The sequence below is a fragment of the Njordella calcicola genome (assembly GCF_056494125.1).
In genome coordinates, this window is sequence record NZ_CM151396.1 from 5,075,485 (window position 1) to 5,098,311 (window position 22,827).

General features: G+C 53.1%; 17 protein-coding genes. 8 read left to right on the forward strand and 9 right to left on the reverse strand.

All coding sequences use genetic code 11. The features are described 5' to 3' along the window. Positions 1-374 precede the first annotated feature (374 nt). From rtcA to SH302x_RS19695, 4 genes are all read left to right on the forward strand, one after another. Positions 375-1,418, forward strand: a complete 1,044-nt coding sequence (gene rtcA, locus SH302x_RS19680; protein WP_479364282.1) for an RNA 3'-terminal phosphate cyclase — start codon at positions 375-377, stop codon at positions 1,416-1,418. Then, a complete protein-coding gene (locus tag SH302x_RS19685; RefSeq protein WP_479364283.1) occupies positions 1,415-2,812 on the forward strand; it encodes an RtcB family protein in 1,398 nt (465 codons plus the stop codon). Before rtcA ends, SH302x_RS19685 begins: the two co-directional genes overlap by 4 nt. A gap of 180 nt (positions 2,813-2,992) precedes the next feature. Then, positions 2,993-4,363, forward strand: a complete 1,371-nt coding sequence (locus tag SH302x_RS19690; protein ID WP_479364285.1) for a Gfo/Idh/MocA family protein — start codon at positions 2,993-2,995, stop codon at positions 4,361-4,363. 170 nt (positions 4,364-4,533) lie between these two features. Further along, entirely contained in the window at positions 4,534-5,991 is a 1,458-nt protein-coding gene (locus SH302x_RS19695) for a 3-deoxy-D-manno-octulosonic acid transferase (RefSeq protein WP_479364286.1), read from the forward strand. Between the two features lie 182 nt (positions 5,992-6,173). On the opposite strand, the gene SH302x_RS19700 is transcribed toward SH302x_RS19695, so the two are convergent. The 3 genes from SH302x_RS19700 to SH302x_RS19710 all read right to left on the reverse strand — a co-directional run bounded on the left by SH302x_RS19700 (position 6,174) and on the right by SH302x_RS19710 (position 7,859). Continuing rightward, positions 6,174-6,944: a hypothetical protein gene (locus tag SH302x_RS19700; RefSeq protein WP_479364287.1), complete on the reverse strand. Its 771-nt coding sequence runs from the start codon at positions 6,942-6,944 to the stop codon at positions 6,174-6,176. A 4-nt stretch (positions 6,945-6,948) separates the two neighbouring features. After that, positions 6,949-7,398 carry an ATP-binding protein gene (locus SH302x_RS19705; protein ID WP_479364289.1) on the reverse strand — a complete coding sequence of 150 codons (450 nt, stop codon included), beginning with the start codon at positions 7,396-7,398 and terminating at the stop codon, positions 6,949-6,951. Positions 7,399-7,499: 101 nt separating this feature from the next. Then, positions 7,500-7,859: an STAS domain-containing protein gene (locus SH302x_RS19710; protein ID WP_479364290.1), complete on the reverse strand. Its 360-nt coding sequence runs from the start codon at positions 7,857-7,859 to the stop codon at positions 7,500-7,502. 357 nt (positions 7,860-8,216) lie between these two features. On the opposite strand from SH302x_RS19710, the gene ygfZ reads away from it, so the two are divergent. Beyond that, the gene (gene ygfZ, locus SH302x_RS19715) at positions 8,217-9,197 is read left to right on the forward strand and encodes a CAF17-like 4Fe-4S cluster assembly/insertion protein YgfZ (RefSeq protein WP_479364292.1); all 981 of its coding nucleotides are present in this window, start codon (positions 8,217-8,219) and stop codon (positions 9,195-9,197) included. A 33-nt stretch (positions 9,198-9,230) separates the two neighbouring features. Next, the gene (locus SH302x_RS19720; protein ID WP_479364293.1) at positions 9,231-10,601 is read left to right on the forward strand and encodes a hypothetical protein; all 1,371 of its coding nucleotides are present in this window, start codon (positions 9,231-9,233) and stop codon (positions 10,599-10,601) included. Between the two features lie 20 nt (positions 10,602-10,621). Here SH302x_RS19720 and SH302x_RS19725 read toward each other — a convergent pair whose 3' ends face one another. The 3 genes from SH302x_RS19725 to SH302x_RS19735 are packed head-to-tail and all read right to left on the reverse strand — an operon-like array spanning position 10,622 to position 14,196. Further along, positions 10,622-11,803, reverse strand: coding sequence for an FtsX-like permease family protein (locus SH302x_RS19725; RefSeq protein ID WP_479364295.1), 1,182 nt, complete (start codon positions 11,801-11,803; stop codon positions 10,622-10,624). A gap of 34 nt (positions 11,804-11,837) precedes the next feature. Further along, positions 11,838-13,022: an ABC transporter permease gene (locus SH302x_RS19730; RefSeq protein WP_479364297.1), complete on the reverse strand. Its 1,185-nt coding sequence runs from the start codon at positions 13,020-13,022 to the stop codon at positions 11,838-11,840. A gap of 4 nt (positions 13,023-13,026) precedes the next feature. Beyond that, entirely contained in the window at positions 13,027-14,196 is a 1,170-nt protein-coding gene (locus SH302x_RS19735; protein WP_479369291.1) for a hypothetical protein, read from the reverse strand. 320 nt (positions 14,197-14,516) lie between these two features. On the opposite strand from SH302x_RS19735, the gene SH302x_RS19740 reads away from it, so the two are divergent. Together SH302x_RS19740 and SH302x_RS19745 are read left to right on the forward strand one after the other, a co-directional pair. Then, entirely contained in the window at positions 14,517-15,653 is a 1,137-nt protein-coding gene (locus SH302x_RS19740; RefSeq protein WP_479364298.1) for an ATP-binding cassette domain-containing protein, read from the forward strand. A gap of 38 nt (positions 15,654-15,691) precedes the next feature. Beyond that, positions 15,692-17,143, forward strand: coding sequence for an aldehyde dehydrogenase family protein (locus tag SH302x_RS19745; RefSeq protein ID WP_479364300.1), 1,452 nt, complete (start codon positions 15,692-15,694; stop codon positions 17,141-17,143). A 50-nt stretch (positions 17,144-17,193) separates the two neighbouring features. Here SH302x_RS19745 and SH302x_RS19750 read toward each other — a convergent pair whose 3' ends face one another. The 3 genes from SH302x_RS19750 to SH302x_RS19760 form a co-directional block, all read right to left on the reverse strand. Beyond that, a complete protein-coding gene (locus tag SH302x_RS19750; RefSeq protein WP_479364302.1) occupies positions 17,194-19,464 on the reverse strand; it encodes a WD40 repeat domain-containing protein in 2,271 nt (756 codons plus the stop codon). Between the two features lie 24 nt (positions 19,465-19,488). Further along, positions 19,489-22,230, reverse strand: a complete 2,742-nt coding sequence (locus tag SH302x_RS19755) for a leucine-rich repeat domain-containing protein (RefSeq protein WP_479364304.1) — start codon at positions 22,228-22,230, stop codon at positions 19,489-19,491. 89 nt (positions 22,231-22,319) lie between these two features. Beyond that, entirely contained in the window at positions 22,320-22,766 is a 447-nt protein-coding gene (locus tag SH302x_RS19760; protein ID WP_479364306.1) for a hypothetical protein, read from the reverse strand. Positions 22,767-22,827: the final 61 nt, after the last annotated feature.

The following is a 22,827-nucleotide window of genomic DNA, read 5'->3' on the forward strand; positions in this document are numbered from 1 at the left end:
ATGGTAGCAGGCAGTCACCCACTGCCGTGGCAGTGGACTTGCTGCGGTCCACGGAGTATGCCTGCTGCATTGGTTACCGCTCACGGTATGGCATGATAGTTGTTCAAACAACTATTGTCCAGAGCATTGCGGGCGGTGATTGGCGGGAGCTTGGTAGTCGATGTGCATCCCACCAATGGAAGAAGACGAAAATACCATGGCTAAAGGTGAAACGAAGACGCCCTTGGGCTGGTTGCAACGTCGCTGGAACATAACGCGTGCTGAAAATCACTTGCTCTATTTACTTGAGAATTGCGCGAGCCTTGTAACACGGTGAGCTCTCCCTCTGTCACAATGCAAATCAATTGGCAACGCTGGAACAACTCAGGCAACTTATGATGATCGAAATAGATGGCGCTGAAGGCGAAGGGGGTGGGCAAATCCTGCGTTCGTCGCTGGCTCTTTCCATCATCACCAACCAGCCCGTACGGCTATTCAATATTCGAGCTCGACGTTCCAATCCCGGCTTGCAACGCCAACACTTGGCGGCCGTCCAAGCCGCTACGGCCGTGGGAGCTGCGACCGTTTCCGGCGATGCGATCGGCTCGCGCGAACTGGTGTTCCAGCCATCGCAAATCTCGCCAGGTAATTACCATTTTGCGATCGGTTCTGCAGGCAGTTGCATGCTGGTGCTGCAAACCATCCTGCCGGCCTTGATGATAGCCGACGGACCTTCTCAAGTGACCATCGATGGGGGCACGCACAATTCGTCCGCGCCGCCGTTCGAGTACTTGAAGGATTCGTTCTTACCGCTGCTGCACAAGATTGGCCCGGTCGTCGATTTGCAATTAGAACGTGCGGGTTTTTTCCCGGTTGGTCAAGGGCGATGTGTCGCTTCCATTACGCCTTCAACCAGAGGCTTACAACCATTGGAGCTGATCGAACGAGGTAAGAAGAAAGACTTGCAAGCGATCGCCATGATCGCTCGACTGCCGCTGCACGTGGCCCAGCGTGAATTGGATACGGCCGGAAGGATGCTGAACTGGCCAGCCTCCGCTCGCAAAATTGTTGAAGTCGATTCGATGGGGCCCGGTAACGTTTTGTATTTGATGGCACACTTCGAGCATGTTACAGAAGTCGTGACGGGTTTTGGCGAAAAGAAGATCTCCGCTGAACATGTGGCCCGCCGCGCCGCTCGTGAAATGAAAGGTTACTTGGCGTCCAGTGCCCCTGTAGGAGCAGTGTTGGCGGACCAGCTATTGTTGCCGCTGGCAATCGCTGGTGGCGGTTGTTTTCGTTGTGTCCAAATGACCGGCCACACATCGACGAACATCGCGACCATCCAACGATTTTTGGATATCGATATTGTAACAGAATTACAGCCTGATCAATCAACTATGATTCGTATAGGATCGTCCGTTTTGGATGGAAAACAATGAAGACTCGTGAATTAAATAACTTAGGTATTCCCAAAGGTTTGGCGATGCAAGCGGCAGTAGAAGCCGTACGCTTGGCGTCCAATAACGGACTGAAGCGACCGGAACTGCGCGTGCAAATCGAATCGATTGTGGCAGACCCAGCCAACTTCACACAAGACCCTATCTGGGGTCCGTTAGCTGAATCGTTGACGACTGTCTTTGCCGCTCAAGACCGCTACATTGGTCGCGATACGCCGGCACCTTGGCAACAATGGGGAGATGACTTAGAAGCTGGTGCGATCGCGCAGATGGCGGATGCTTGCAAGCTGCCAGTTACGGTAGCCGGTGCGCTGATGCCCGACGCTCACTTGGGCTATGGATTGCCGATTGGAGGAGTGTTGGCGACCAAGGATTGTGTGATCCCTTATGCGGTCGGCGTCGATATTGCATGTCGTATGAAGCTGACGGTATTGGATTTACCCGTCGAGACGTTGGATAACAATCAAGAGCGATTGCGGAATGCGATTGAACGTGAGACTCAATTTGGTATTGGAGCGAGTTTCAAGCGTCGACGCCAGCACGATGTGATGGATGCGGATTGGTCTGTGTCCCCGATCACTTCCGAAAACAAAGACAAAGCGTGGAAGCAACTGGGGACTAGTGGCAGCGGCAACCACTTCGTCGAATTCGGCGTGTTCACGTTGCCGGATGATGACTTGGGGCTGCAAGCAGGAAGGTATTTGGCGTTGCTGAGCCATAGTGGTTCGCGGGGGACCGGAGCCGCGGTTTGTGCTCATTACAGCACGCTGGCCAAGAAGTTGCACCCGGAGTTACCACGCGAGTTGCAGAATCTCGCTTGGCTGGATCTTGATACGCAGGAAGGCCAGGAGTACTGGAACGCGATGAACTTGATGGGCGAATACGCTGCGGCGAATCATGCTTGCATCCACCGCGCGATCGCTGAACATTTAGGCGTCGAAGTGCTGCTGGATATCGAGAACCATCACAATTTCGCTTGGCGGGAAACTCATGGCGGCCAGGAGTTGATTGTGCATCGCAAAGGTGCAACACCGGCTGGGGCGGGTGTTTTGGGGATCATTCCAGGTTCGATGGGTGCGCCGGGCTATGTGGTACGCGGCAAAGGCGTGGAAGCGTCGTTGCTGAGTGCCTCGCATGGGGCGGGACGAAAAATGAGCCGCACGGCTGCGATCAAGCAGTTCCGGTGGAAAGAAGTGAAGCAATTCCTTGACCAGCGTCGAGTTACGTTGATTTCGGCGGGTCTGGACGAAGTTCCGATGGCTTACAAAGACATCGACCAAGTGATGGACGCTCAGCAGGATTTGGTCGACAAGGTCGCGCGATTTGACCCTCGGCTGGTGAAAATGGCGGATGCGGGCGAGCGTCCGGAAGACTAAATCAGATTCCTGAGCGAGGCAGCCAAAGTACGGATAGCTGGCCAGCGAGTTTTGAGTAAGATAATGGCTGTGGAGGGGATTGAATTCCCCTTGCAGTCCTTATATTGTGGCACTTGGCCACGCTAAAACTCACGTCCCAGCTAACCCCGTTCTTCATTCATCACAGAAGGTTGTTCGTCTATGTCCCAGAAATTCCAAGCTAACCGCCGCAATTTTATGCAGGGCGTCGCTGCTGCGGGTGCAGCCAGCATTGTGCTGCCGTCGGCTCGTCGCGCTTTCGGCTATCAGTCCGCCAATGATCGCCCTGTGTTCGCCACTATTGGTTTGCGTAATCAAGGCTGGACGATCACCGACAAATCCACCAAGTTCGCAGACTTTGCCGCGTTTGCAGACGTGGATGCCAACGTATTGGGCTCCATCAATGAAAAGCTCAAGAACAAAACGGGCAAGGCGGCCGATGGCTACAAAGACTACCGAGAGATTCTGGACCGCAAAGATATCGATGCGGTTATGATCGCCACACCGGACCACTGGCATACCAAGATTACGGTCGAGGCCATGTTAGCTGGTAAGGACGTTTACTGCGAGAAACCTCTGACTCTAACCATCGATGAGGGTAAGCTTATCGAGAAGATGGTCAAGCAAACGGGTCGCATCTGCCAAGTTGGTACAATGCAACGGACCGAGTTCGACAGTCGCTTCCTAAAAGCAATCGCCATTGTGCGTAGCGGCCGGTTAGGCGAAATCAAAAAGGTGACCTGCGGCATCAATGGAGCAACGGACTCTCCTGAGATCCCCGCCATCGACGTACCTGAAGGGCTCGACTGGGATACTTGGCTAGGACCTGCACCATTCGTACCGTACCGCGCTTTGCCAGAAATTCGCCAAGGCTACGGCGGAGGGGTTCCCCTTTTCACCAATTGCCATTATGCATGGCGAAACTGGTATGAATATTCTGGTGGCCAGATGAACGACTGGGGAGCTCACCACGTCGATATTGCCACCTGGGCACTTGGAGCTCACGAGACGGGCCCCAACAAGATTACGCCAGTCAGCTTTTCGCTCCCAGTGGATTACGAAAACGGTCATCCCAAAGTAAGCGATCGATACAACTCGCCGACCAAGTTCGAGATTCTTGCCAACATGCCAGGCGATATTCCCTTGGTAATCACCAGCGAAGGGGATAACGGTATTCTATTCGAGGGCACGGAAGGGCGAATCTTTGTTAACCGAGGTCGACTAACCGGCAAGCCAGTCGAGGAACTGGAAAGTAATCCGTTGCCTGAAGGTGCTATCGAAGAGATTTATGGTGGTCCTGTAAGCGAGAACCATACCGAGAACTTCATCGCATCGATGCGATCTCGCAAACAGCCGATCGCTGACGTTTGGACCCACAATCGAATGCTCGAAACGTGCCATTTGGCCAATATCGCCATTCGTCTGGGACGCGAGTTGAATTGGGATCCTGCGAAGCGTGAGATTGTTGGTGATGACCAAGCCAATGCGTTCTTGTCGCGAGAATCCCGCAAGGGCTTTGAGATCAACATGTAGTGGTCGTTGCAAGCGAACCAAATGCAGATACCGTCAGCAGGTACACGGAGTGTGCCTGCTACACCGGCCGGTTCGCTGTTTACGCAAACGGGACAATTGAGTATCCTGCTCATCCACCTTACTAGCGATCGCAAATTTAGCCTTTTTATCAAGCTCGAAATGGAATTCGAATGCTTTTACGCTCTCTCCGCAATGCGATCTACCTCGGACTACTCACGGTCTTGGCGCCGTGGATCGTCTGGAAAGGCATCCGCAAAAATTCGCTAGCTCTTCGTTGGAAGGAACGCTGGCTTGGCTTGGCTGTCGTGCCAGCGGGGGACGATCGCCCAAGCATTTGGTTGCACGCGGTCAGTGTCGGTGAAGTGAACTTGCTGGTACCGATTGTCAAGGCACTTAAGGTTCAACGCCCCGAGTCTCGATTGCTTATTTCCGCTACGACCGCGACCGGTTTGGAACTGGCGGCAAAGCTCTTTCCGAATGAAACGGTCATTCGCTGCCCTCTGGATTTTAGCTGGGCTGTCCTTCGGGTCCTACGTCGCTTTCAAGTTCAGTTGATTGTGCTGGCGGAGCTCGAGCTTTGGCCCAACTGGCTGTCGCTGGCTCGATCGCTACAAATTCCAGTTGCGATCGCCAATGGTAGGTTGAGCGCCAAGTCGCATGCGGGATACCTGCGATTCCGCTGGCTGGTGAAATCGATGTTCGCCGGTCTAACCTACGTGGGTTGCCAGTCCCAAGAATATCGTGACCGATTTGTCGAACTGGGCGTCGAAGCAAATTGTGCGCAGGTAACCGGCAACATCAAATTTGACCATTGTGAAATCGACTCGATGACGCCAAAGAGCCAGTCGATGCGATCCTTACTGGGACTGCGACCAAACCACAGCGCTGCGGTGCATGGGTATCGTCAACTCGCGATCGATACGAACATCGAAGCTCCCATCTGGGTGGCTGGCAGTACGCAGGATGGCGAAGAGGAACTGGTGCTGGCGGCATACCTGCAATTGCGGACTCGGTTTGAGCAGTTGCGGTTAATCCTGGTACCACGTCATCCCGAGCGCGGCGACAGCGTGTTGGATTTGGTTCGCGAAAAACTACCGGACGCAAAGGTCATTCGGCTGAGCGATCTACGCCGTGAGACTTCGCACCCACTGTTCGCAAGCGATCGAGCCGCCCCATCGCTTACGCAATCGGTCAGGAATGGGGACACACCCACAACAGCGTCTGACTGGCAGATTCTGTTAGGGGACACCGTTGGGGATTTGCGATGGTTGTGGAGTCTAGCGGATATCGCTTTTGTTGGTGGCTCGTTCGGCAATCGTGGAGGCCAAAACATGATTGAGCCCGCGGCGTTTGGAGCGAGCGTGGCGGTCGGTCCCAATACCGTGAACTTTACGCAAGTGGTATCCATCTTGAAGGACGCCGCTTGCTTAACGCAGCTTGCAGAGCCTGCGGAGTTATATCCTTGGGCCAGCGAGCAGTTGGCCGATCATGAACAGCGAGCAGCCATCGCGGCGCGTGCGCAGGCGGTGATCTTGCGTCAGCGTGGCGCCTTAGAGCGAACCGTGCAAGGATTGATGGGATGCTTGCAGAATTCGCAGAACGCGTACAAACGACTCGACGCTGCGTAGGCCGGTAACAAGGTCGTTTCAATTCTTGCCGGAACTGCGCAAAGCCAAATGATCAATGTATGATTGCGGTCGTTGCGTGGATCGAGATAAAGCGACCGATGTTCCGGCGCGGGGTGGGCTTTGCTTGTTACCGGCCTACGGTAGCGGACGGCACTCGGCGTGTGCCTGCTGCTTTCAAGGTCCTAGACCGGGAAGGGCTTGCGATCAATGACGTGCTGCAGGTACTCAAGTAACTCAATTCCGCCGTCGGGATAAACCAGATCGCCTAGCTCCTTCAAGATTGCACGGTCCAACTTGGCAACATTGGGCTTCATGATGCTACGCAAATCGACAGCATCCTGCTGTTTACGTTCCCATTCTCGATAAGGCGACACAAGAGCGGCAAACTTGCTAGCGCATGCGGCTTCAATAGTCGGGATGCGATGACCGGTTGTCGGATCGGTGGTATGGAATCGTTCCAAAATCGCCTCATAACATGGGCTAGAAGGCAACATAGCATCAATGACTTGCTTCGTTTGACCATCGATCGCTACTTCACCTGGATCCAGGAAGCGAACGACGACTTCTTTTCGCTCTACAATCAACGTTGGCCAGCGCTTGCAGATCGCGGCAATCGCCCGCTCCAGTTCCGTCGTGTCGACCAGCAGATCGACATCCTGTGTCGCTCGGGGCATCGCCATATAACCAACATATCCATAAAGTCCCATCAACACCCATCGGCGAATGCGTGCTTTTTGAAGGACTTCGATGACTTCTTGCGGTTCCACATTCAAACTCCCATGCCGGTGATCTTTGCGGTAGCTGCGGACAATCGACGTCGAAGTCGCGATACCGCTAGAATGTCCAACTGCTTGGGTTGGCAGACCCACATCGTAACTAAAGTCGCTTACGTGTGGCATCGTCCGTTGCAACGTCGCGAGAATACGTGCGTTTCGTTCTTCGATGGGAAGCATGAGGTCAGTCGTCCGAAGGGCGGATAAACTTTGGGTCGTCCTTGATACGTTTCATACGGACAATGTTACCACATCCCATGAAGTCCACCTCGCTCATAAAGCTCTCGATCAACATCACACCTCGTCCACGCGGTAACTCCAACCGCTCCTCTTGGGTGCAGTCCACCACTTCACTGCGGTCAAATCCGGGTCCCTCATCTTGGATCATGATCAAAAACTCATGATTGCTGATGTGGCAATCCACTTTTACTTTTTTGCTCAGATCTCGTTTGTTACCGTGCTCGATCGCATTGGTGATCGATTCCTCAACAGCCATTTGGATCTGGAACTGTTCGCGACAACTCCAGCCTTCGACTTCCAGTTGCGCGATTATCGATTCGACGACCTTATGCGCCTGATCCATGTCACTGTGGATCACTTTTTCCATCATCCAAGTTCTGGCCTGAGCGCTCATCTGTGTCTAACCCGATTTAGAGGAGAGTGAATTGGTCCAGCCTGTCAGCATTATGTAGCTTTGCCAAGCTGCCAGGGCGGCGCATGTCGCTGGAAAGCTCGCTAAGATCGAAAAGCGGATATCGCGTCTGCTTCGGATTTGCGAATATCGAACACTCGATCCAAATTGGTAATTGAGAATACTTCGCGGATGTCAGCCTTCAGATTGCAAAACTTGAGCCGTCCTTGGATGGATTTCACTTTGCTGTTGAGAGAAATCAGTTTGTTGAGCGCCGCACTGCTCATGAATTCGACGCCTTCAAAGTTCAAAAGAATCGCGTCCCGCTTTTCTTCGGTCACTAAGCTATTGAGCTCTTCTCCCAGAGCTTCGATACTGCCCGAGTCGACAATTTTCTTGTCTACAAATCGTACGATCGAGATTAATCCTTGGTCAGCAACGATGATGCGTTTTTTGTTACTCATCTGGCAGGGCGCGTTCGGTTAAGACATATCGAATGTGGAGATCCAAGAGCTTAGAGGTCCCCCAAAGCTCGGTGACAAGCTACTATTCTAAGCAAACGCTAGGGCTGCGTCCATCGGTTACCCGTTTCATTCAGGGCAAATCAGTTTTTGCATTTTGGCAAATTAGCCGCTGAGCAATAGCTCACGGTTTGCGAGAGAACCGACGCGAACGCGTTTCGGATAAGGCGCAATGTGAATATCTGACTTGCCCTGCCCGCTGAGGCTTCGGCATTGGTGAGCTCGCGTGTTTGGGGTATGATCAAACGGAGGCCCACATTATTTGAAACCAGCACTTTTCATTAGCCAAAATCGTCGAACGTGATCTGCTACCTGCTTGCTCCAACTGTTATCGAATTTACTGGCCGAGATCGACTCAAATGGCTTCATTCCTTTGTAACCAACGAGATTCGACAGTTGACTACCGGCCAATGGTGCGAATCATTTGCAACGGATGCCAAGGGCAAAAGCCTCTCACACGGCTGCATTTTTCGCAGCGATAGTGCGGTGTACTTTCTCAGCGTCCAAGCAAACCAAGCCGCCGAATTGCTACCTCATTGGGATCGCTACATCATCAGTGAAGATGTTACTCCTCGCGATGCTTCCCTGGACCACATCTGGTTCTATATCGAGGCAACGGATATCGAGCCACTGGTGGCGGCGTGCGGTTCGTTGCAGGTCCACGCGGAAAGCGACACAGAACCAATCGCCCAATCCAGCGACACCAAATGCAATATGGTCACTTGGTACACTTGCAAAGATTGCAACCAGCCGATGATGGTCCTGCGTGGGTTTGCACTGCCAGCCAACTTTGCTTTAGTCGGCTTGCCAATCAAACTGCACCAACGATTGCTCGATCAACAGCCATCGCTTTTGGAGCTTCAGCCGCCGGATCGAACGCAGGCAATCGCCGCGTCAAATCGCTTTGCGTGGTTTGGTATCGATTTCCATCGCGATAACCTGCCACAGGAAGTCGACCGGGACTCGCGAGCCATTTCCTTTAAGAAGGGGTGCTACCTAGGGCAGGAGACTATCGCTCGCCTGGATGCGCTGGGCCAAGTGCAAAAGAAATTGTTTTGCGTAAGTGTCGAAGGCGACGCTGAAATCGCTCTGCCAGTTGCGATCCATTGCGGTACCAATGCTACCGGTGAGCCGAATGTCGCTGGCACTTTGACTTCCGCTTATCCAATAAATGGTCAAACGCATCGAATAGGATTTGCTACACTGCGCCGCAAGTATTTTGAAACCAATGAGCCCATGACGACGATCGATGGCCGACGCGTCCAAGTGTACATGGGATAGAACTTCACTCGCTTCCTTCATCACAATAGACCAATGCGACTTCCACCGTTTTTCAAAGACCTTCCCAACGACGCCGTCAAGCGGGTGGTCGAACTGCTGAATCAACCTCAACTGGTGCAGACGGTCAAAGATGCCGCTCAGCAAATCGGAGTTACCACCGAATGGGGCGCGTCACAAGTGCAGGATTCGATGCGACAAGCCAAACGCTGGCTTGATTCCATGAGTTCTCGCTGGAACGCTTCGGCACCTCACTCGGCAGTGCCAATCATCAATGCGACAGGTCTGATTTTCGGTTCGGAGTTTATTCTGCCGCCAACGGAATCGGCCGCTAATGCCGCTTATGCCAGTGTGCTATCAGGAGTTGTTGACGAAGCTGCGGTTCGTCACGAACTAGAAGCGAAACTGGCAAAGCTCGCAGGGGCAGAGAAGGCAGTTGTCTTGCACAACGTCGCGACCGCAATTCAGTACATCGCGATGCACCCAAGTTGTCGTGACGGAGTCGTCTTGCCACGCAGCAGTGAGATTCGCATGCCAGATGGTGGCGATGTGTCGGCTTTGCTTCGCCACTTTGGATCGCCCGTTGAAGTAGGCGCCGTGAACTCGACTACCGTAGAAGACTTCCAGTCGGCGTTTCCGGCCGATGGGGCGAAACGCCGCGTTAGTATTTTGCAAGTGTTACCCACGGCCAACGGCAACGACCAATCCAACACCGCGGAGTTGACCGGCGATGTCATCGCGCTGGCTGCTGAGCACGGTTGGCCTTACATCGAGGTTCGCTACGATGGTGCGTTATGCGATGTTCGCGAGGTTCTGCCGGAAGCATGTCATGTCCACGAACGTATCAGCGCCGGTGTCTCTGCCGTTGTGCTGCCCGGCGACATGTTGCTGAGCGGCGTTCGTTGCGGGGTGATCGTGGGAGCGGCGGAGATCGTGGAACCGATCCGCGAGTTAGCTCGACAACTGGGAGGCTTGGCAAGCCCGCTGACGCAAGGCGTAATGTTGGGCGCTTTGGAAGCGAGCCAAGATCTTGATTCGTGGAAAGCATCCGCGATCGGCGAGATCGTAACCTGTTCAGTGGCCAATCAGATGCATCGCGCGAAACGAATTGCGACTCAGCTTGAGGGATCGATGTTAGTTGCAGAGGCAACGGTGGCTGAGCAATCGATGCCCTTGGGCGGTTCGGTTTGGTCGGGTGCGCATATGCCCACCGCAGTCATCTCCGTAACGCCCAAAGAGAACGTAGAGTCGATTGTGCAGCAGCTTGCGAGGTTCAAACGCCGCGTGGCAGTCAAGCTAACGCGGAATCAAGTTCAAATCGTCATGCGATCGATTGATCCGTCGGACGACCGAGACATCGTAGCTGCCTTTGGAGTCTACGCAGAAGAAGCAACAGGTGGCCAGTAGCGTCTGCGTCAACGCAACAACTACTTGAATAGACTGGCTGGGTCCGATGACAACAGCTTGCGAACGGCTAACGCACCGCCAAAAAGACACATGGCAAGCGTCATCAAAAATACGACACCCATCCGCGAAGGAGTCAGTATCATGACCAAGCCCGTCGTTTCCGTCAGCATCCAAAACATGATGGCGGTGAGAGTGGCTGCCGGGACAAAACCCAGAATCGTCAAATAGACCGACTGGGTCATGATCAAACTGAAGAAATACCGCGATGAATACCCCATCGCTTTCAACGTCGCAAACTCGGCAATATGGTCGCTGATCTCAGTAAAGATAATCTGGTAACAAATAATCGTTCCGACCACTAATCCCATGACCGTACCAACGGTAAAGATGATTCCAATCGGCGTCGATTGGCCCCAGAAACGAATGTCGCGGTCAATCAACTGCTGCTTGGTCATCACATCCCAATGCTGTGGCGCAATCGATTGAATCTCGCGTTGCACGGCTCTTAAGTTCGTTCCTGGCGACAACTGAACCAGTCCAATGTCGACTTCTTCTAGGACCGTGCCGTTGCGATTTCGACCAGCCAAGTACTCGGAGAAATTTTGGTTTGATAGGATAATGCTGCCATCGTTGACAAAGTCGGTGCCGATCTCAACATACCCGACCAGATTGATGGTTCTGTTCAGCAGTTCAATCTGCTGACGCTTCAGCTTTTGAAGGTCGCTGCGTTCCAAGCCGTACATGCGTTTGGTGCGACTGTCCAGCAGCGCGGTGCCTTGGTCGCGGATCAGTTGCCTTTTAGAATCCATCCAACTGCTCGTAAAGACCTGTCCGTCCAGCGGTACACCGATGACGCGAATCGAGCGCGAGGGACGTCCAATGACGCGTAGCTCGGTTCCAACACGAGCAATATAGATGGGCTGGATGCGCGTGACACCAGGGATCGTTTTGGCTCGATTCAGATATGCTCGGTCAAAGCGTTGCTCGCTGGAAAGCGTATATCGAGCGGCGCTGATAATAAACAAATCGCCGTCGAGGATGCGCACGATCTGGACCGTGCTGTCAAATAAACCGTTGCGGAAGCCGATCTGAGAGAACATCAACAGCACGGCGAAACCAATGCCGCTGGAAGCCAGCACCAGCTTACGCCAACTGGTGGTCAGGTTTCGCCAAGCGAGTGGTGTTTGACGTTGAAAAAGCATCTTACCTTCAGTGGTGAGTTCGCTGCAAACAGTCTTAGAACAACGACGCGGGTTCCGCTCGCGATAGTTTTTGGATCGCCAGCAGTCCGCTGACCGTACACATCGAATAGGCCAAGATTAGGACACCCACCGTTCTGGGGAACGTCATAAAGATGGGAAGATCGGCAAGTTCAGCGGTGATCCAGTACAGCAATTGTGCAATAAAGAAAGCGGGCACGAATCCTAGGCCGGCTAGCATCCAAGCTTGACGCAGGATAATTGCCGACACCGCCCATTGGCTATAGCCCATCGCTTTTAACGTGGCATATTCTCCGAGGCGATTGGCGACTTCATTAGCCAGTACCATGTAAACAATCGCCGCTCCGACAATCAACGACAAGATCACGCCCATTTGGAAGATAATTCCAATCGGCGTTTCGCTGAGCCAGTGGTGGTGCTCCCAGGCGATCGCTTCTTTGCGCGAAAGCACTTCGACAACATCGGCCGATCTGGAATCACGCTGTATTAAATAATTGCGGATGCGTTTAGCAGCTTGATTAGGGTCGACGCCAGCCTTCAGTCGAACAAGCCCCAGGTGAACGTCGACTTTCGGATCAATTGCGGCTCGACGAGCAAACCCCACGTCGCTCAGCAGCAGCGCACCGTTGGTGGCCAAGCCGGTCCCTAATTCAAAGCTTCCGGCAATCATGACTTCGCGCCCGCCCAGTTCGCTGCGCACGCCGATATCCTGTGGACCAAAACGTTTACCGTCTTTCGGGCCAAAGTCGCTGCGACTAGCGCGATCGATCAAGACCCAATCGGGGTTTCCGAGCAGATTCAGCTCGCTATCGATTTCGTCAATTTCCAAGACGGGTTTGTCGCGTTCCATGCCCATCATCGCGATACCGCGATACTTCAAATCCGAAGGGCTTTGCCAACGCGTCAGCATGATAAAAAACGGGTCGACGCGGTCCACGTCGGGATGTGCTTCGGCCAGTTCCATCCACAGTCGAGGGAACGTGCGCGTTTCATACAGATGTAAATATTCTGGCGATCGAATCAAGACATCGAATCGCAGTTTGCCGTAAACAATGGTCGCGGTGTTCGCCACCGCGCCGCGAAAGCCTAGCTGAATAAAGATCAGTAGCAGCGCGAACGCCACGCCAGCCACCCATACCGCCGCTCGTCCGGGCACGGCTAGCAGGTTTAGCGTCGATAGCGGAGTTCGATTCAGCCTCATAGCATTACGATGCCGGTTTGCTTTCAGGAGCCGCTTTCAACTTCTGCGGCGAGATCGTCACATCGACTTGCAACTGGACCAGCCGAGCGGCGATCGATTGCTGGTCTGGATCGATACTGATCCTTACGGGGACAGCGCGAAAATCGGATCGCGCCAGAGGGTTCGGCAAACGCATTTGCGGCGAGCCGACCAACGGATCCACTTGAATGACCGTGCCCGACAATGTCGATGGCAAAGCGGCCGAAGACAGCACCGCGCGATCGCCGATCGACAGCCTCGCTACGTCTGCTTCATGCACCTCCGCGATACAAATCATGCGGCTTAAGTCCGCGACTTCAATCACCGGCGTAGGACCCGCTGTTTCGCCGACAGAAGACATCACGGCCAAGACCGTCGCATCGCTAGGAGCAATCACGCGGGTCAATTCCAACTGGACTTGCAAGAGTTCAATTTGTTTCTCCAGCGAGTCAATCGAAGTCGACTGATCGACATTCTTGGAATTCTCTTCGGCGGCAATGCGAGCTTGTTCCGCCAAACGTATGGAGATCTCAGTCGATTCGACCGCTTGCTCCGCATTGAGAATCGTCGAGCGGTAAACTTGTTCCGCCCGCTGGACTTCGATCTCTTTAACATCAATCTCGCTTTGCCCAATCATGCCTCGCATTTGAGGATCTTTCCGCAATGATTGAAGTCGATCGATCTGAGCTCGCAGGGTTTCGATGGTTTGGTTACCGTTGATAGCGATTTCCAACTGCCGTTTGGCTTGGCGAGCGGCAACTTGAGCTTGCTCCAAACGCAACTGAGCGGCTTCCAGTGCTAGTCGCACTTCGGTCTGCTTGGATTTGAGTTGCACTTTGGCTTCGGCTAATTTGGTTTGAGCCGCTTGCAATTCGATTTGGCGAATTTGGTTGGACCGCATGACGACCAGGATATCGCCCTGCGAAACTTGCTGTCCGCTTTTTACGAGAATTGATTCGATTTGGTCACCAGGAATCGCGGACAGTGCGATGATCCCAGAAGCTGGCATCAATCGGCCTTGCGCTGCGACTTGTCGCGAATCGACGACGGTGCGGAAATCGGAGTTCTCGTAAGGCGGATCACTGGGTTCACAGCCCAAGCATAAGCCCAGGACGGCCAGGCCAGCGATAACTTTTGGAGAAACAGCGCGTAGCATCACTCTATGTTGCATAATACCATGGTAGCAAACGGTGAGAGGATGCATCGTTGGAAATGTCGGCGGTCTGGAACAAAGATGGGAAAACCTGGACTCGCTCTGTCGAGACTTTGTAACAACGTACCCCACGACTAGTTCCCGTCGGGTGAAAAATAAGTTTACCAATGGGTTGTAGACCGCCTATCGTACCACCCTGAGCTATGTAACGATTATAACAATTGTAGTTCGCACCAGATTAAAAGCCTATCCGAAAAGGGGTCTGACCCTTTCGAGCCCGTCTGACCCTATTTCGGATTCGCTCTCATTCCCCTTGTGGTTCCATGCAAATAGTCGACTCCACTCATTCGGTCCTCCATCCTGCCGCTACGGAAGCGGTTCCGCCCACGGTGCGAGCTCAGTGCGTCCAACATTTTTTCGGCGAAGGGGAGTTGCGCAAGCAAGTTTTGTTCGATGCGGACCTGATCGCCAGGCCCGGCGAAATCATTATTATGACGGGGCCTAGCGGTTCGGGAAAAACGACGCTGCTGACGTTGATTGGGACGCTGCGGCGCGTACAAGCGGGACAATTGTTGGTCATGGGACATGATTTGGGAGCTGCGTCCGACGCTGGCTTGAACGCGGTTCGCAAAAAGATCGGCTTTATCTTCCAAGCTCATAATCTATTCGATTCGCTGACCGCGACACAAAACGTCCGCATGGCTTTGGAACTGGCTCATCCCCAAAACTCTCTGGCGGCCAATACCAAGATCGCTCAAGAGATGCTAACCGCCGTCGGTCTGGAGCATCGTTTAAACCATAAGCCTAAGCAACTATCAGGCGGCCAGAAACAACGTGTCGCAATCGCTCGCGGTCTGGTGCACCGCCCTCGTTTGGTACTTGCTGATGAACCCACCGCCGCGCTGGATGAGGAGAGTGGCCGCCAAGTCGTCGATTTGTTTCAGAAGCTAGCGACAGAGAACGGAACAACCATCATTCTGGTGACGCACGACAATCGAATCTTGGACGTTGCCGACCGTATCGTGAGCTTGATTGATGGCCGTATCAAGAGCGACATCATGGTCAAAGAAGCTGCGAATATCTCGCGAATGTTGGCCGCATGCTCGGTCTTCGCTGGTATCACGCCGCGCAACTTAGTCAGTATCGCTGATCAAATGAAGACGATGAAAGTCGATGCGGGCGATGTGATCATCAAACAAGGCGATGCGGGCGACCGATTCTTCTTAGTACGAAGTGGTCGAGTGCAAATTGTACGTGATGAAAACAACACGGTAGCGGAATTGACGCAAGGCGATCACTTTGGCGAGACCGCTTTGCTCACGGGGCAACCTCGCAATGCAACCGTCAAGGCCTTGGAACCATCGAGCTTGTATTATCTTGACAAGTCGGACTTCCAAAACGCGATGGCAAAATCGGTTACGCTGGAAGAAGAAGTTCGCTACAGTGTCTTCGACAGGTAACCAACGTCGCTTGTTTGCCAATTAGAAAGTTTCATGCAATGTCGTCTGCCATTTTGCGTCCCAGCTATCCGTGCTACTTGGCGAGTGAGCCAATGTCGCTCAACGAGGATCTCGCTGTTCATGACAAGTACAGCGGCGAGTTGGTTACGCGAGTCGCATTGGCAAGCGAGCGTGAGGTTGATGCGGCGATCACGGCCGCTTGTGATGCGACTGCTGCGATGCAAGCGTTGAAGCCTTTCGAGCGTCAGGCGATTCTGCAACATTGCGTCGGCCGGTTTGAAGAAGCTCGCGATGAGCTAGCGATGATCTTGTGTATCGAAGCTGGCAAGCCGATTAAGGATGCTCGCGGCGAAGTGCAACGCTTGATTGACACTTTTCGCATCGCATCGGAAGAGTCCGTCCGCTTGGATGGTCACATCATCAATTTAGAGATTGCTCCTCGAGCAGCAAATTACCACGGCTTTGTCAAACGTTTCCCGATCGGCCCCTGCTCTTTTATTTCGCCTTTCAATTTCCCTTTGAATTTGGTGGCACACAAGGTTGCTCCAGCCATCGCCGCCGGGTGCCCATTTGTTTTGAAGCCCGCCAGTCGAACGCCGGTCAGCGCACTGCGGATCGGTGAAATTCTGGCGGAAACCGATTTGCCCAAAGGCGCTTTCTCGATCTTGCCAACCACGCGACAAGCTGGAGAAGCGTTGACCACCGATGACCGACTCAAACTGCTGAGCTTTACCGGATCTGCTAAAGTTGGCTGGGACCTGAAAGCCCGCTGTGGCAAGAAAAAAGTAGTGTTGGAATTGGGCGGGAATGCCGCGTGTATTGTGCATGCAGATGCTAACCTGGACGATGCTTTAGATCGATTGCTGGTCGGTGCATTTTATCAGTCAGGACAAAGCTGCATTAGCGTGCAGCGTATCCTTATCCATCGCCCGATCTATGAATCCGTAAAGTCGCGGTTGGTCGCTGGCGCCAGTCGCTTGGTGGTGGGCGATCCAAAAGACGATTCGACCTCGATCGGCCCAGTGATTTCGGTCGATGAAGCCGAACGTTTGGAGCGATGGATCGCCAACGCCCAACAAGCTGGTGGAAAAATCCTGACAGGCGGGAAGCGTGAAGGTGCCCTGGTCCAGCCAACTCTACTGGAAGATGTTCCCGGTGAGTTGCCGTTGTGTGCAGAGGAAGCGTTTGGTCCGGTGGCGGTGCTGAGCGTTTACGATGACTTTCATGAAGCGTTGCGACGGGCTAATGACAGTCGATATGGCTTGCAAGCAGGTATCTTTACCAACGATATGCCGCGGATCATGGATGCATGGGAGCAGTTGCAAGTGGGCGGCGTAATCATTAATGATGTTCCGTCGTGGCGAGTTGACAATATGCCCTACGGCGGCGTCAAAGACTCTGGGCTTGGGCGCGAAGGCATTCGCAGCGCGATTGAGGATATGACCGAACCACGTCTGTTGGTCTTGCGCCGACCTACCACCGCCAGTTAGCAGCCAGACAAGTTGTCTCTTGAGGGCTCGCAGGCCGTTATTCCACCACGCTACCTCGCTCGCAATTTGGCTGCATAAGCGCGAGCGGCAGCAGATCGTTTATACAATTCCGCGTCAAGCTCGTATTCGTACAGAAAACGCTGGGGGATTATGTAGTGATGGTAGTGGTAATCCAACACCTTTTCTAACGCTTCCACCGCTTCGACCGCAAGGAGTATGTTCGCATAATATTCACATTCCTTTTGCGTCAGAAACTTCGCTTGAATCATCTGGTCCACCGCCCTAGCCGCTCGGACGCGGTTAAGCCCTATTTCATCTTCGATGTTCTCAAGCCGAACGCCAGCGGCTGCTTGCACGGTCACTTGAGCGTACATCAGGTCAGCATAGGGCGATGGCAGTTGTTTGCACAGATCGTTCAGATAACGCCCGCCTTGCTTCACCGCACCACCCCAGCCGATCGCCATTCCCACGCAACGTTCGGCATGATAGTCTACAAGGTTAGGGAACAGTTCTAACGTTTCCTTGGTCAGTGGCGCGAGCTCGGCTTGATCATTGCCTAAATCTTGAATGTTCCTCGCAGCGTAAATCATGAGCGTAGGCGTACGCTTCGACTGCGACATCAGCTTCGCTTTTTCAACTTGCAATTGTGACGAGCTGGTGCGATAAGCGTCCTCTAGCTCCTTTGCCGTTAAGCCTTTCAGATTGCCACGTCGTATACGCCAAAGCTTGTGATAATGGCGTGCCAGAGATGTCATGGTGGCGTGCCATGAACCAGTTGCATACCATTGAGCGAACTTCTCTCGCAACGCTGCATTACCCTCTGGCAGGTCCGCTCGGATCCAACTGTAGCCTAGTGTTTCGATGATGTCGCTATAGACCACGTCGCCTGGTTGACCGTTGGGGAAAAACGGCACCTTCTGGATAGAATCCAAAAACAACTCCAATTGCTCAATCGGTTCCGCTTTGAAAACAGCCCATGCGTTGGCAGGCATTTGGCTGCCGGTGCTGTCTAGTCGTGCGGGGCGTTTTAGGACTTGCAGTTTGTCCTCGAACAACACCGCAATCGTCGACGCCGCTTGGCTGAACTCCACGTGCAGTGGGATCGTTTCTTGAAACTCTAAGGGAACTGACGAGGTGCACTCGAGCAAATCAATATCGCTGATCAACGAGTAAGGCTTGTTGTTGGCACTCATCTTCACGCCGTGGATCACAAGCCAGTTGTCGTTTTTTTGCCAAGTCGCTCCATGGCAGCCCAACACAACCGTGCTCGTGGTCAACGGAAGTTTGGTGTCGCTGGAATTTCGATCAAAAGCATAAAGATGGTTTCCATTGTACGCGAAGACCAAATTGTTGGATAACCAAACATCCAGTTCGCCGACCACGCAACAAACTGCCGTTTTCGGGGAATAGTGCTTGTGATTTTCGATTTTGATTTCATTGGTTTCAATCGTCCATCGCACGAGTCCTTTCGTGCTGTTGGCCAAGATGCGGCTGCCATCATTTCCAATAGCGATAGCCGACCCATCGAGCGTACTGATGTTTTGAATGGCATCGACTATCAATTCGCTGTTGAGCCTGTAGAGCGCTGGCTCGGAGCCCAAGACAGCCAAAAAATCGGCACTTGCGGCAGGTTTGATCGCGCGGATTTGTCCCGTGGGCGGCTTCCATTGATTGCGAACCTCGCCGCTTTCCACGCTGACTTGCAACACGCGGTTGTTGTCGCTGGCATACAACGTAGCACCGTCGTGGCTAAAGGCGAGTAAGTTTACTTGCATCGACATCGGCAACGACTTCGACTTGGTACCGCTGGCTGTTTCATATAAGTCAACCGCGTTTCCCGCAGCAACCGCTAACAGCTCCCCGCTGGGCGACAAACTGAAGCATGTCTTGTCACTGCGGCCCGAACGCGCTAGTTCCATCAGCGGGGCCTGCTCGGGCATTTTGTCCTGATAACGTTTCAAGTAAACGTAAGTCAAATCGGACATGCCATCGGGTTTGGGGAGGGGCAAGTCCACGCTGACTGGCTCAAGCACCAAGTTCGCGAGCATCTTTTCGCGGTCAATATCCTCAAAGAACTTGAACTCCGAAGGCGGCTCCATGATGAAACCTTGGCGCGTGATTTGCCAATCGTATCCACCGCGACCTTGCTCGCTAACCCAATTGGGGTCGATATCGTTACTCGCTAATTCGATTGATCGATAAGCAGGCCAATCGCAACCGATGATGCTCGCGATCAGTAACGCCGCGACAGCCGTCACGGCCAGCAGCCCCTGAGGGCCAATGCGATGGATGTGAATTAAATTTGTGGGATGAGCAGACATGGTTGTGTAAACCCTGGGGAGAAATTATTCCAGCGAATCGGCCGAGGCGGATTCATAGCGTCGTTGGTCGATGATTAATCCGGTTGGCTGGCCCTGCAGTCCATATTGGAAAAACGCCGCCGGCATGTATAGAAGCGAACGCTCGAATTCTAATTGGTCTTCAAAGCCGTCGTCATAGATCGCGTCGCTGTTGAGCAACTGTGTAAACGCGTCGCCGTCAACGTCGGCTAGTTGTAGATCAAACTTTGTGTTTCGCGACATGGCCATATATCGCAGCAGGCCTGCCCCGTCGACTTTGCAATTACGCAAGGTGATACGTTCCAGCTTACGTTTGCTTTGGACCATCGCGTCCCAATGCTCGCGTTTCAGTGTACCGCCCGATAAGTCGAGCTTGGTTAATGCAGGGGCCTTCATGATCTTTGCTAGATGATCAGGCGACAGATCAAATTGATGGATCGACAAATTGGACAAACGCGGGTTCTTTGCAATCGTATCGACGATGGCTTGATCAACTACCGCACTATCCAAGCTCAAAGTCCACACACTATCGAACTTTGCGATCGCAGCGGCCGATTTTTGCGTCAGTTGGTTGTCATGAATGGAAAGCAGATGGAAGCCGTTGTTGGCTTGCGCGATTTGCAAAAATGCGTCATCGCTCAGTTGGCACCCGGCGAGATCGAGCATTCCGAGTTTTTTCAATTTGCAGATAGCGTCAATCGTGGGCTGGCCGATTTGCGCATTGAGGATTGCGAGCTGGTAGAGATTCTCGCATTTCAACGCGTCGGCAATGAGTTCATCAGTGACAGTGGCCCCTCCAATGACAAAGTATTTCAAGTCGCGTAGGTTCTTCAGGACCACATCCTTTGGCGGCGTGGAGGAGAACGCCAGGCCAGTGAGTCCGGGCACATTTTCGAAATGGGTGTGCACCATGCCATGCGGCAGATTGATCGCGTTGTTGATTTTCGGTGCATCGACAATCCGAATCGCATCCAGCGGTACAACGGAAGATTCATAGCTGGGCAGGCTGGTCAATTCCGGCGCGTCTTCGATGCGCAGTCGTCGCATCCCATGCATCGAAATGTCCAAGGTTTGGAGTTGACTGTTCTCCTTCAAGCATTGGTTTAACTGCGGTGCTGTCAGTGCGTTGGGCTTCACCGACAAGTGTTTTAAGCCCTGGCAGCCCGCGAGATCAAGAATCTGCTCAAAGGTTAGTTCGGTATCCACCGCCAGTATCGTCTCAATCCCGCGATTGCCCCGCAGTGGCTTGAAGTCGACATTGGCCAAGTTCAATTCAGATAGGTCAATCTGTCGAGGGCCATGGCATTTCCCCAGTGAATCGATCCACTTTTGAGCCAACTGCGTATCGACATCCGACGCATCAAACTTATAAACGTGATCTACGCTGTCGCCAGTGAAATGTAAGAACTGATATTTTTTCAGCGACAAAGCTAGCTTCAAATCACTGGTATCCTCAAAGGTAAGTTCTTCCAGTCCCAGCGGCGCTATTTGCAAGACCTTGAGCAGTGGAGCTTGGCGAACAGAAACATTTCGCAACCACGGCGTACCAGGAATTACTTCCGTACTCGTGACTCGTTCATGCAATTGGTGGGTAACGACCGACACAGAAGTCAGCTTTGGGCATTGATCGATATGGAGGTCAAATCGTTGCAGTGGATCAAGCGTGATGTTTCTCAGTTGCGGTAGATTTCGCAATGTGATCGATACGGGAGCCTCGTTCTTATACTCGTCAAACTCCGCACATGAAATGGTTTCTAGCAGCGGCAAGCCTTCTAGTACGATTTCATCGCTATCATCCTGCGGCGGATGCGGCAAGCCCAGCCAACGCACTTGCGCAAGGACGGGAGCGGATTGTAGTTTGCTAAGCGCGATATCGGTTTTGACCAGATACAAGCTCGAGAGTCGCTGCATCGAACCAAGCGCGTGGATCGCTTCGGCCGTCGTGTTGGTTCGCATGAGGTTGAGCGAAGTGAGCTGCGGCATTGCCTGCAACGTTTTGAACACATGGGGTTCTAATTTGCGTCCAGAGATACGCAGCGACGTCAGCATCGACATCTTGCGCAACTGATCCAGTTTTTTTAAATCGTAGGTGCCGCCGCCGATGCCCAAATTCTGAATGTTCCGACACTTCAATATTTTATCGAAGGTTTCATCATCGGGATTGGACACTCGCATACGGTCGATGCGAATGAAAATCGCATGGCTAATCGCCTTAGGCAACGCCCCACGCATGAACTTGGGTAATAGCAACTGAATATCGGTCGATCCACCTTTTTGGTAAAGTGCGTACGACAGCGCCAATTCCCGTTTGGATGTCGATGTTATCCATTGCCACACGCCGAAGCCAGCCGCGACCAAAAACATGATTGCCAAAAGATCCGTGAGCTTGAAGCGGAACTTGATCTTGTCGACCGAATCGCGGAATCGATAACACAATCCGCCGATCAGTAGCACTGACGCGGTTGTCCAAGCAAGGACGTTGAGGACCAAGGCCCAAGGGTCAAAGACATGGAAGTTGTCGATGCCCGGCGCTTCATACTCCAGAATCAACTCATATTTCAGAGGGAAGCCCGCTTGGAAGATCGCGACTTCTTTCAACTGATTATGCAGTTCGTCGTAGGGCGCTGAATACCATCGCGTCAGTTTGACGCTGGCGTACTCAAACCGCCAATTGCAAACAACCGCCAGTGAAGTAATCAAAACCAGCGCGACCAAAATCGCTGGAAACATTTTGCGTACGATGGACATAAGCTGTGCCGAGGAAAGGAGAGGCAAATGAGCCGCGAAACGTTCCCTCAAGCATAGCAGATTCGATTGGCCCGTGGGCTTGTCAATCGCTAGACCAGATCGTCGTCTGGAATTTCGATTGGATCGGCGCCATCGTCTTCCACATCATCGGCAGAACCGTCATCGATTACGATGGATGGCGAATCGATATCTTCGAGCACTTCATCGTCCTCAGGTTCGATCTCGTATTCGTCTTCTAGTTCTTCTTCAAAGTCGTCGTCGAATTCGTCGTCGAAGTCTTCAGGATCGAAATCATCAAACGGGTCGGCTTGGATATCATCGTCGACATCCAATTCCTCGTCTGGATCGACCTCTTCGGCCGCTTCTTCCTCTTCTTCTTCGTCATCCCACGAATTTCGAGGGCCCCGGACGGGCAACTCCGTCTGCAACGCTTCCTCGTACCAATCCTGCACGCACGTTCCACCAACCGAATGGTCGGCTGTGGTTTCAAATTCGGCTGGCTCCAACCAAGGCGAGTTGAGGATGTTTGTTTGCACCGAAAGGTCCTTTGGAAACTAGGGATGCGACCGCCGCACTGACAGAAGCACTCAATAAATG

Bases quoted from the DNA above. Each gene is read 5' to 3' on its own strand.
- rtcA (WP_479364282.1), top strand. From the start codon at position 375: ATGATGATCGAAATAGATGGCGCTGAAGGCGAAGGGGGTGGGCAAATC.
- SH302x_RS19685 (WP_479364283.1), top strand. From the start codon at position 1,415: ATGAAGACTCGTGAATTAAATAACTTAGGTATTCCCAAAGGTTTGGCG.
- SH302x_RS19690 (WP_479364285.1), top strand. From the start codon at position 2,993: ATGTCCCAGAAATTCCAAGCTAACCGCCGCAATTTTATGCAGGGCGTC.
- SH302x_RS19695 (WP_479364286.1), top strand. From the start codon at position 4,534: ATGCTTTTACGCTCTCTCCGCAATGCGATCTACCTCGGACTACTCACG.
- SH302x_RS19700 (WP_479364287.1), bottom strand. From the start codon at position 6,944: ATGCTTCCCATCGAAGAACGAAACGCACGTATTCTCGCGACGTTGCAA.
- SH302x_RS19705 (WP_479364289.1), bottom strand. From the start codon at position 7,398: ATGAGCGCTCAGGCCAGAACTTGGATGATGGAAAAAGTGATCCACAGT.
- SH302x_RS19710 (WP_479364290.1), bottom strand. From the start codon at position 7,859: ATGAGTAACAAAAAACGCATCATCGTTGCTGACCAAGGATTAATCTCG.
- SH302x_RS19720 (WP_479364293.1), top strand. From the start codon at position 9,231: ATGCGACTTCCACCGTTTTTCAAAGACCTTCCCAACGACGCCGTCAAG.
- SH302x_RS19725 (WP_479364295.1), bottom strand. From the start codon at position 11,803: ATGCTTTTTCAACGTCAAACACCACTCGCTTGGCGAAACCTGACCACC.
- SH302x_RS19730 (WP_479364297.1), bottom strand. From the start codon at position 13,022: ATGAGGCTGAATCGAACTCCGCTATCGACGCTAAACCTGCTAGCCGTG.
- SH302x_RS19735 (WP_479369291.1), bottom strand. From the start codon at position 14,196: ATGCTACGCGCTGTTTCTCCAAAAGTTATCGCTGGCCTGGCCGTCCTG.
- SH302x_RS19740 (WP_479364298.1), top strand. From the start codon at position 14,517: ATGCAAATAGTCGACTCCACTCATTCGGTCCTCCATCCTGCCGCTACG.
- SH302x_RS19745 (WP_479364300.1), top strand. From the start codon at position 15,692: ATGTCGTCTGCCATTTTGCGTCCCAGCTATCCGTGCTACTTGGCGAGT.
- SH302x_RS19750 (WP_479364302.1), bottom strand. From the start codon at position 19,464: ATGTCTGCTCATCCCACAAATTTAATTCACATCCATCGCATTGGCCCT.
- SH302x_RS19755 (WP_479364304.1), bottom strand. From the start codon at position 22,230: ATGTCCATCGTACGCAAAATGTTTCCAGCGATTTTGGTCGCGCTGGTT.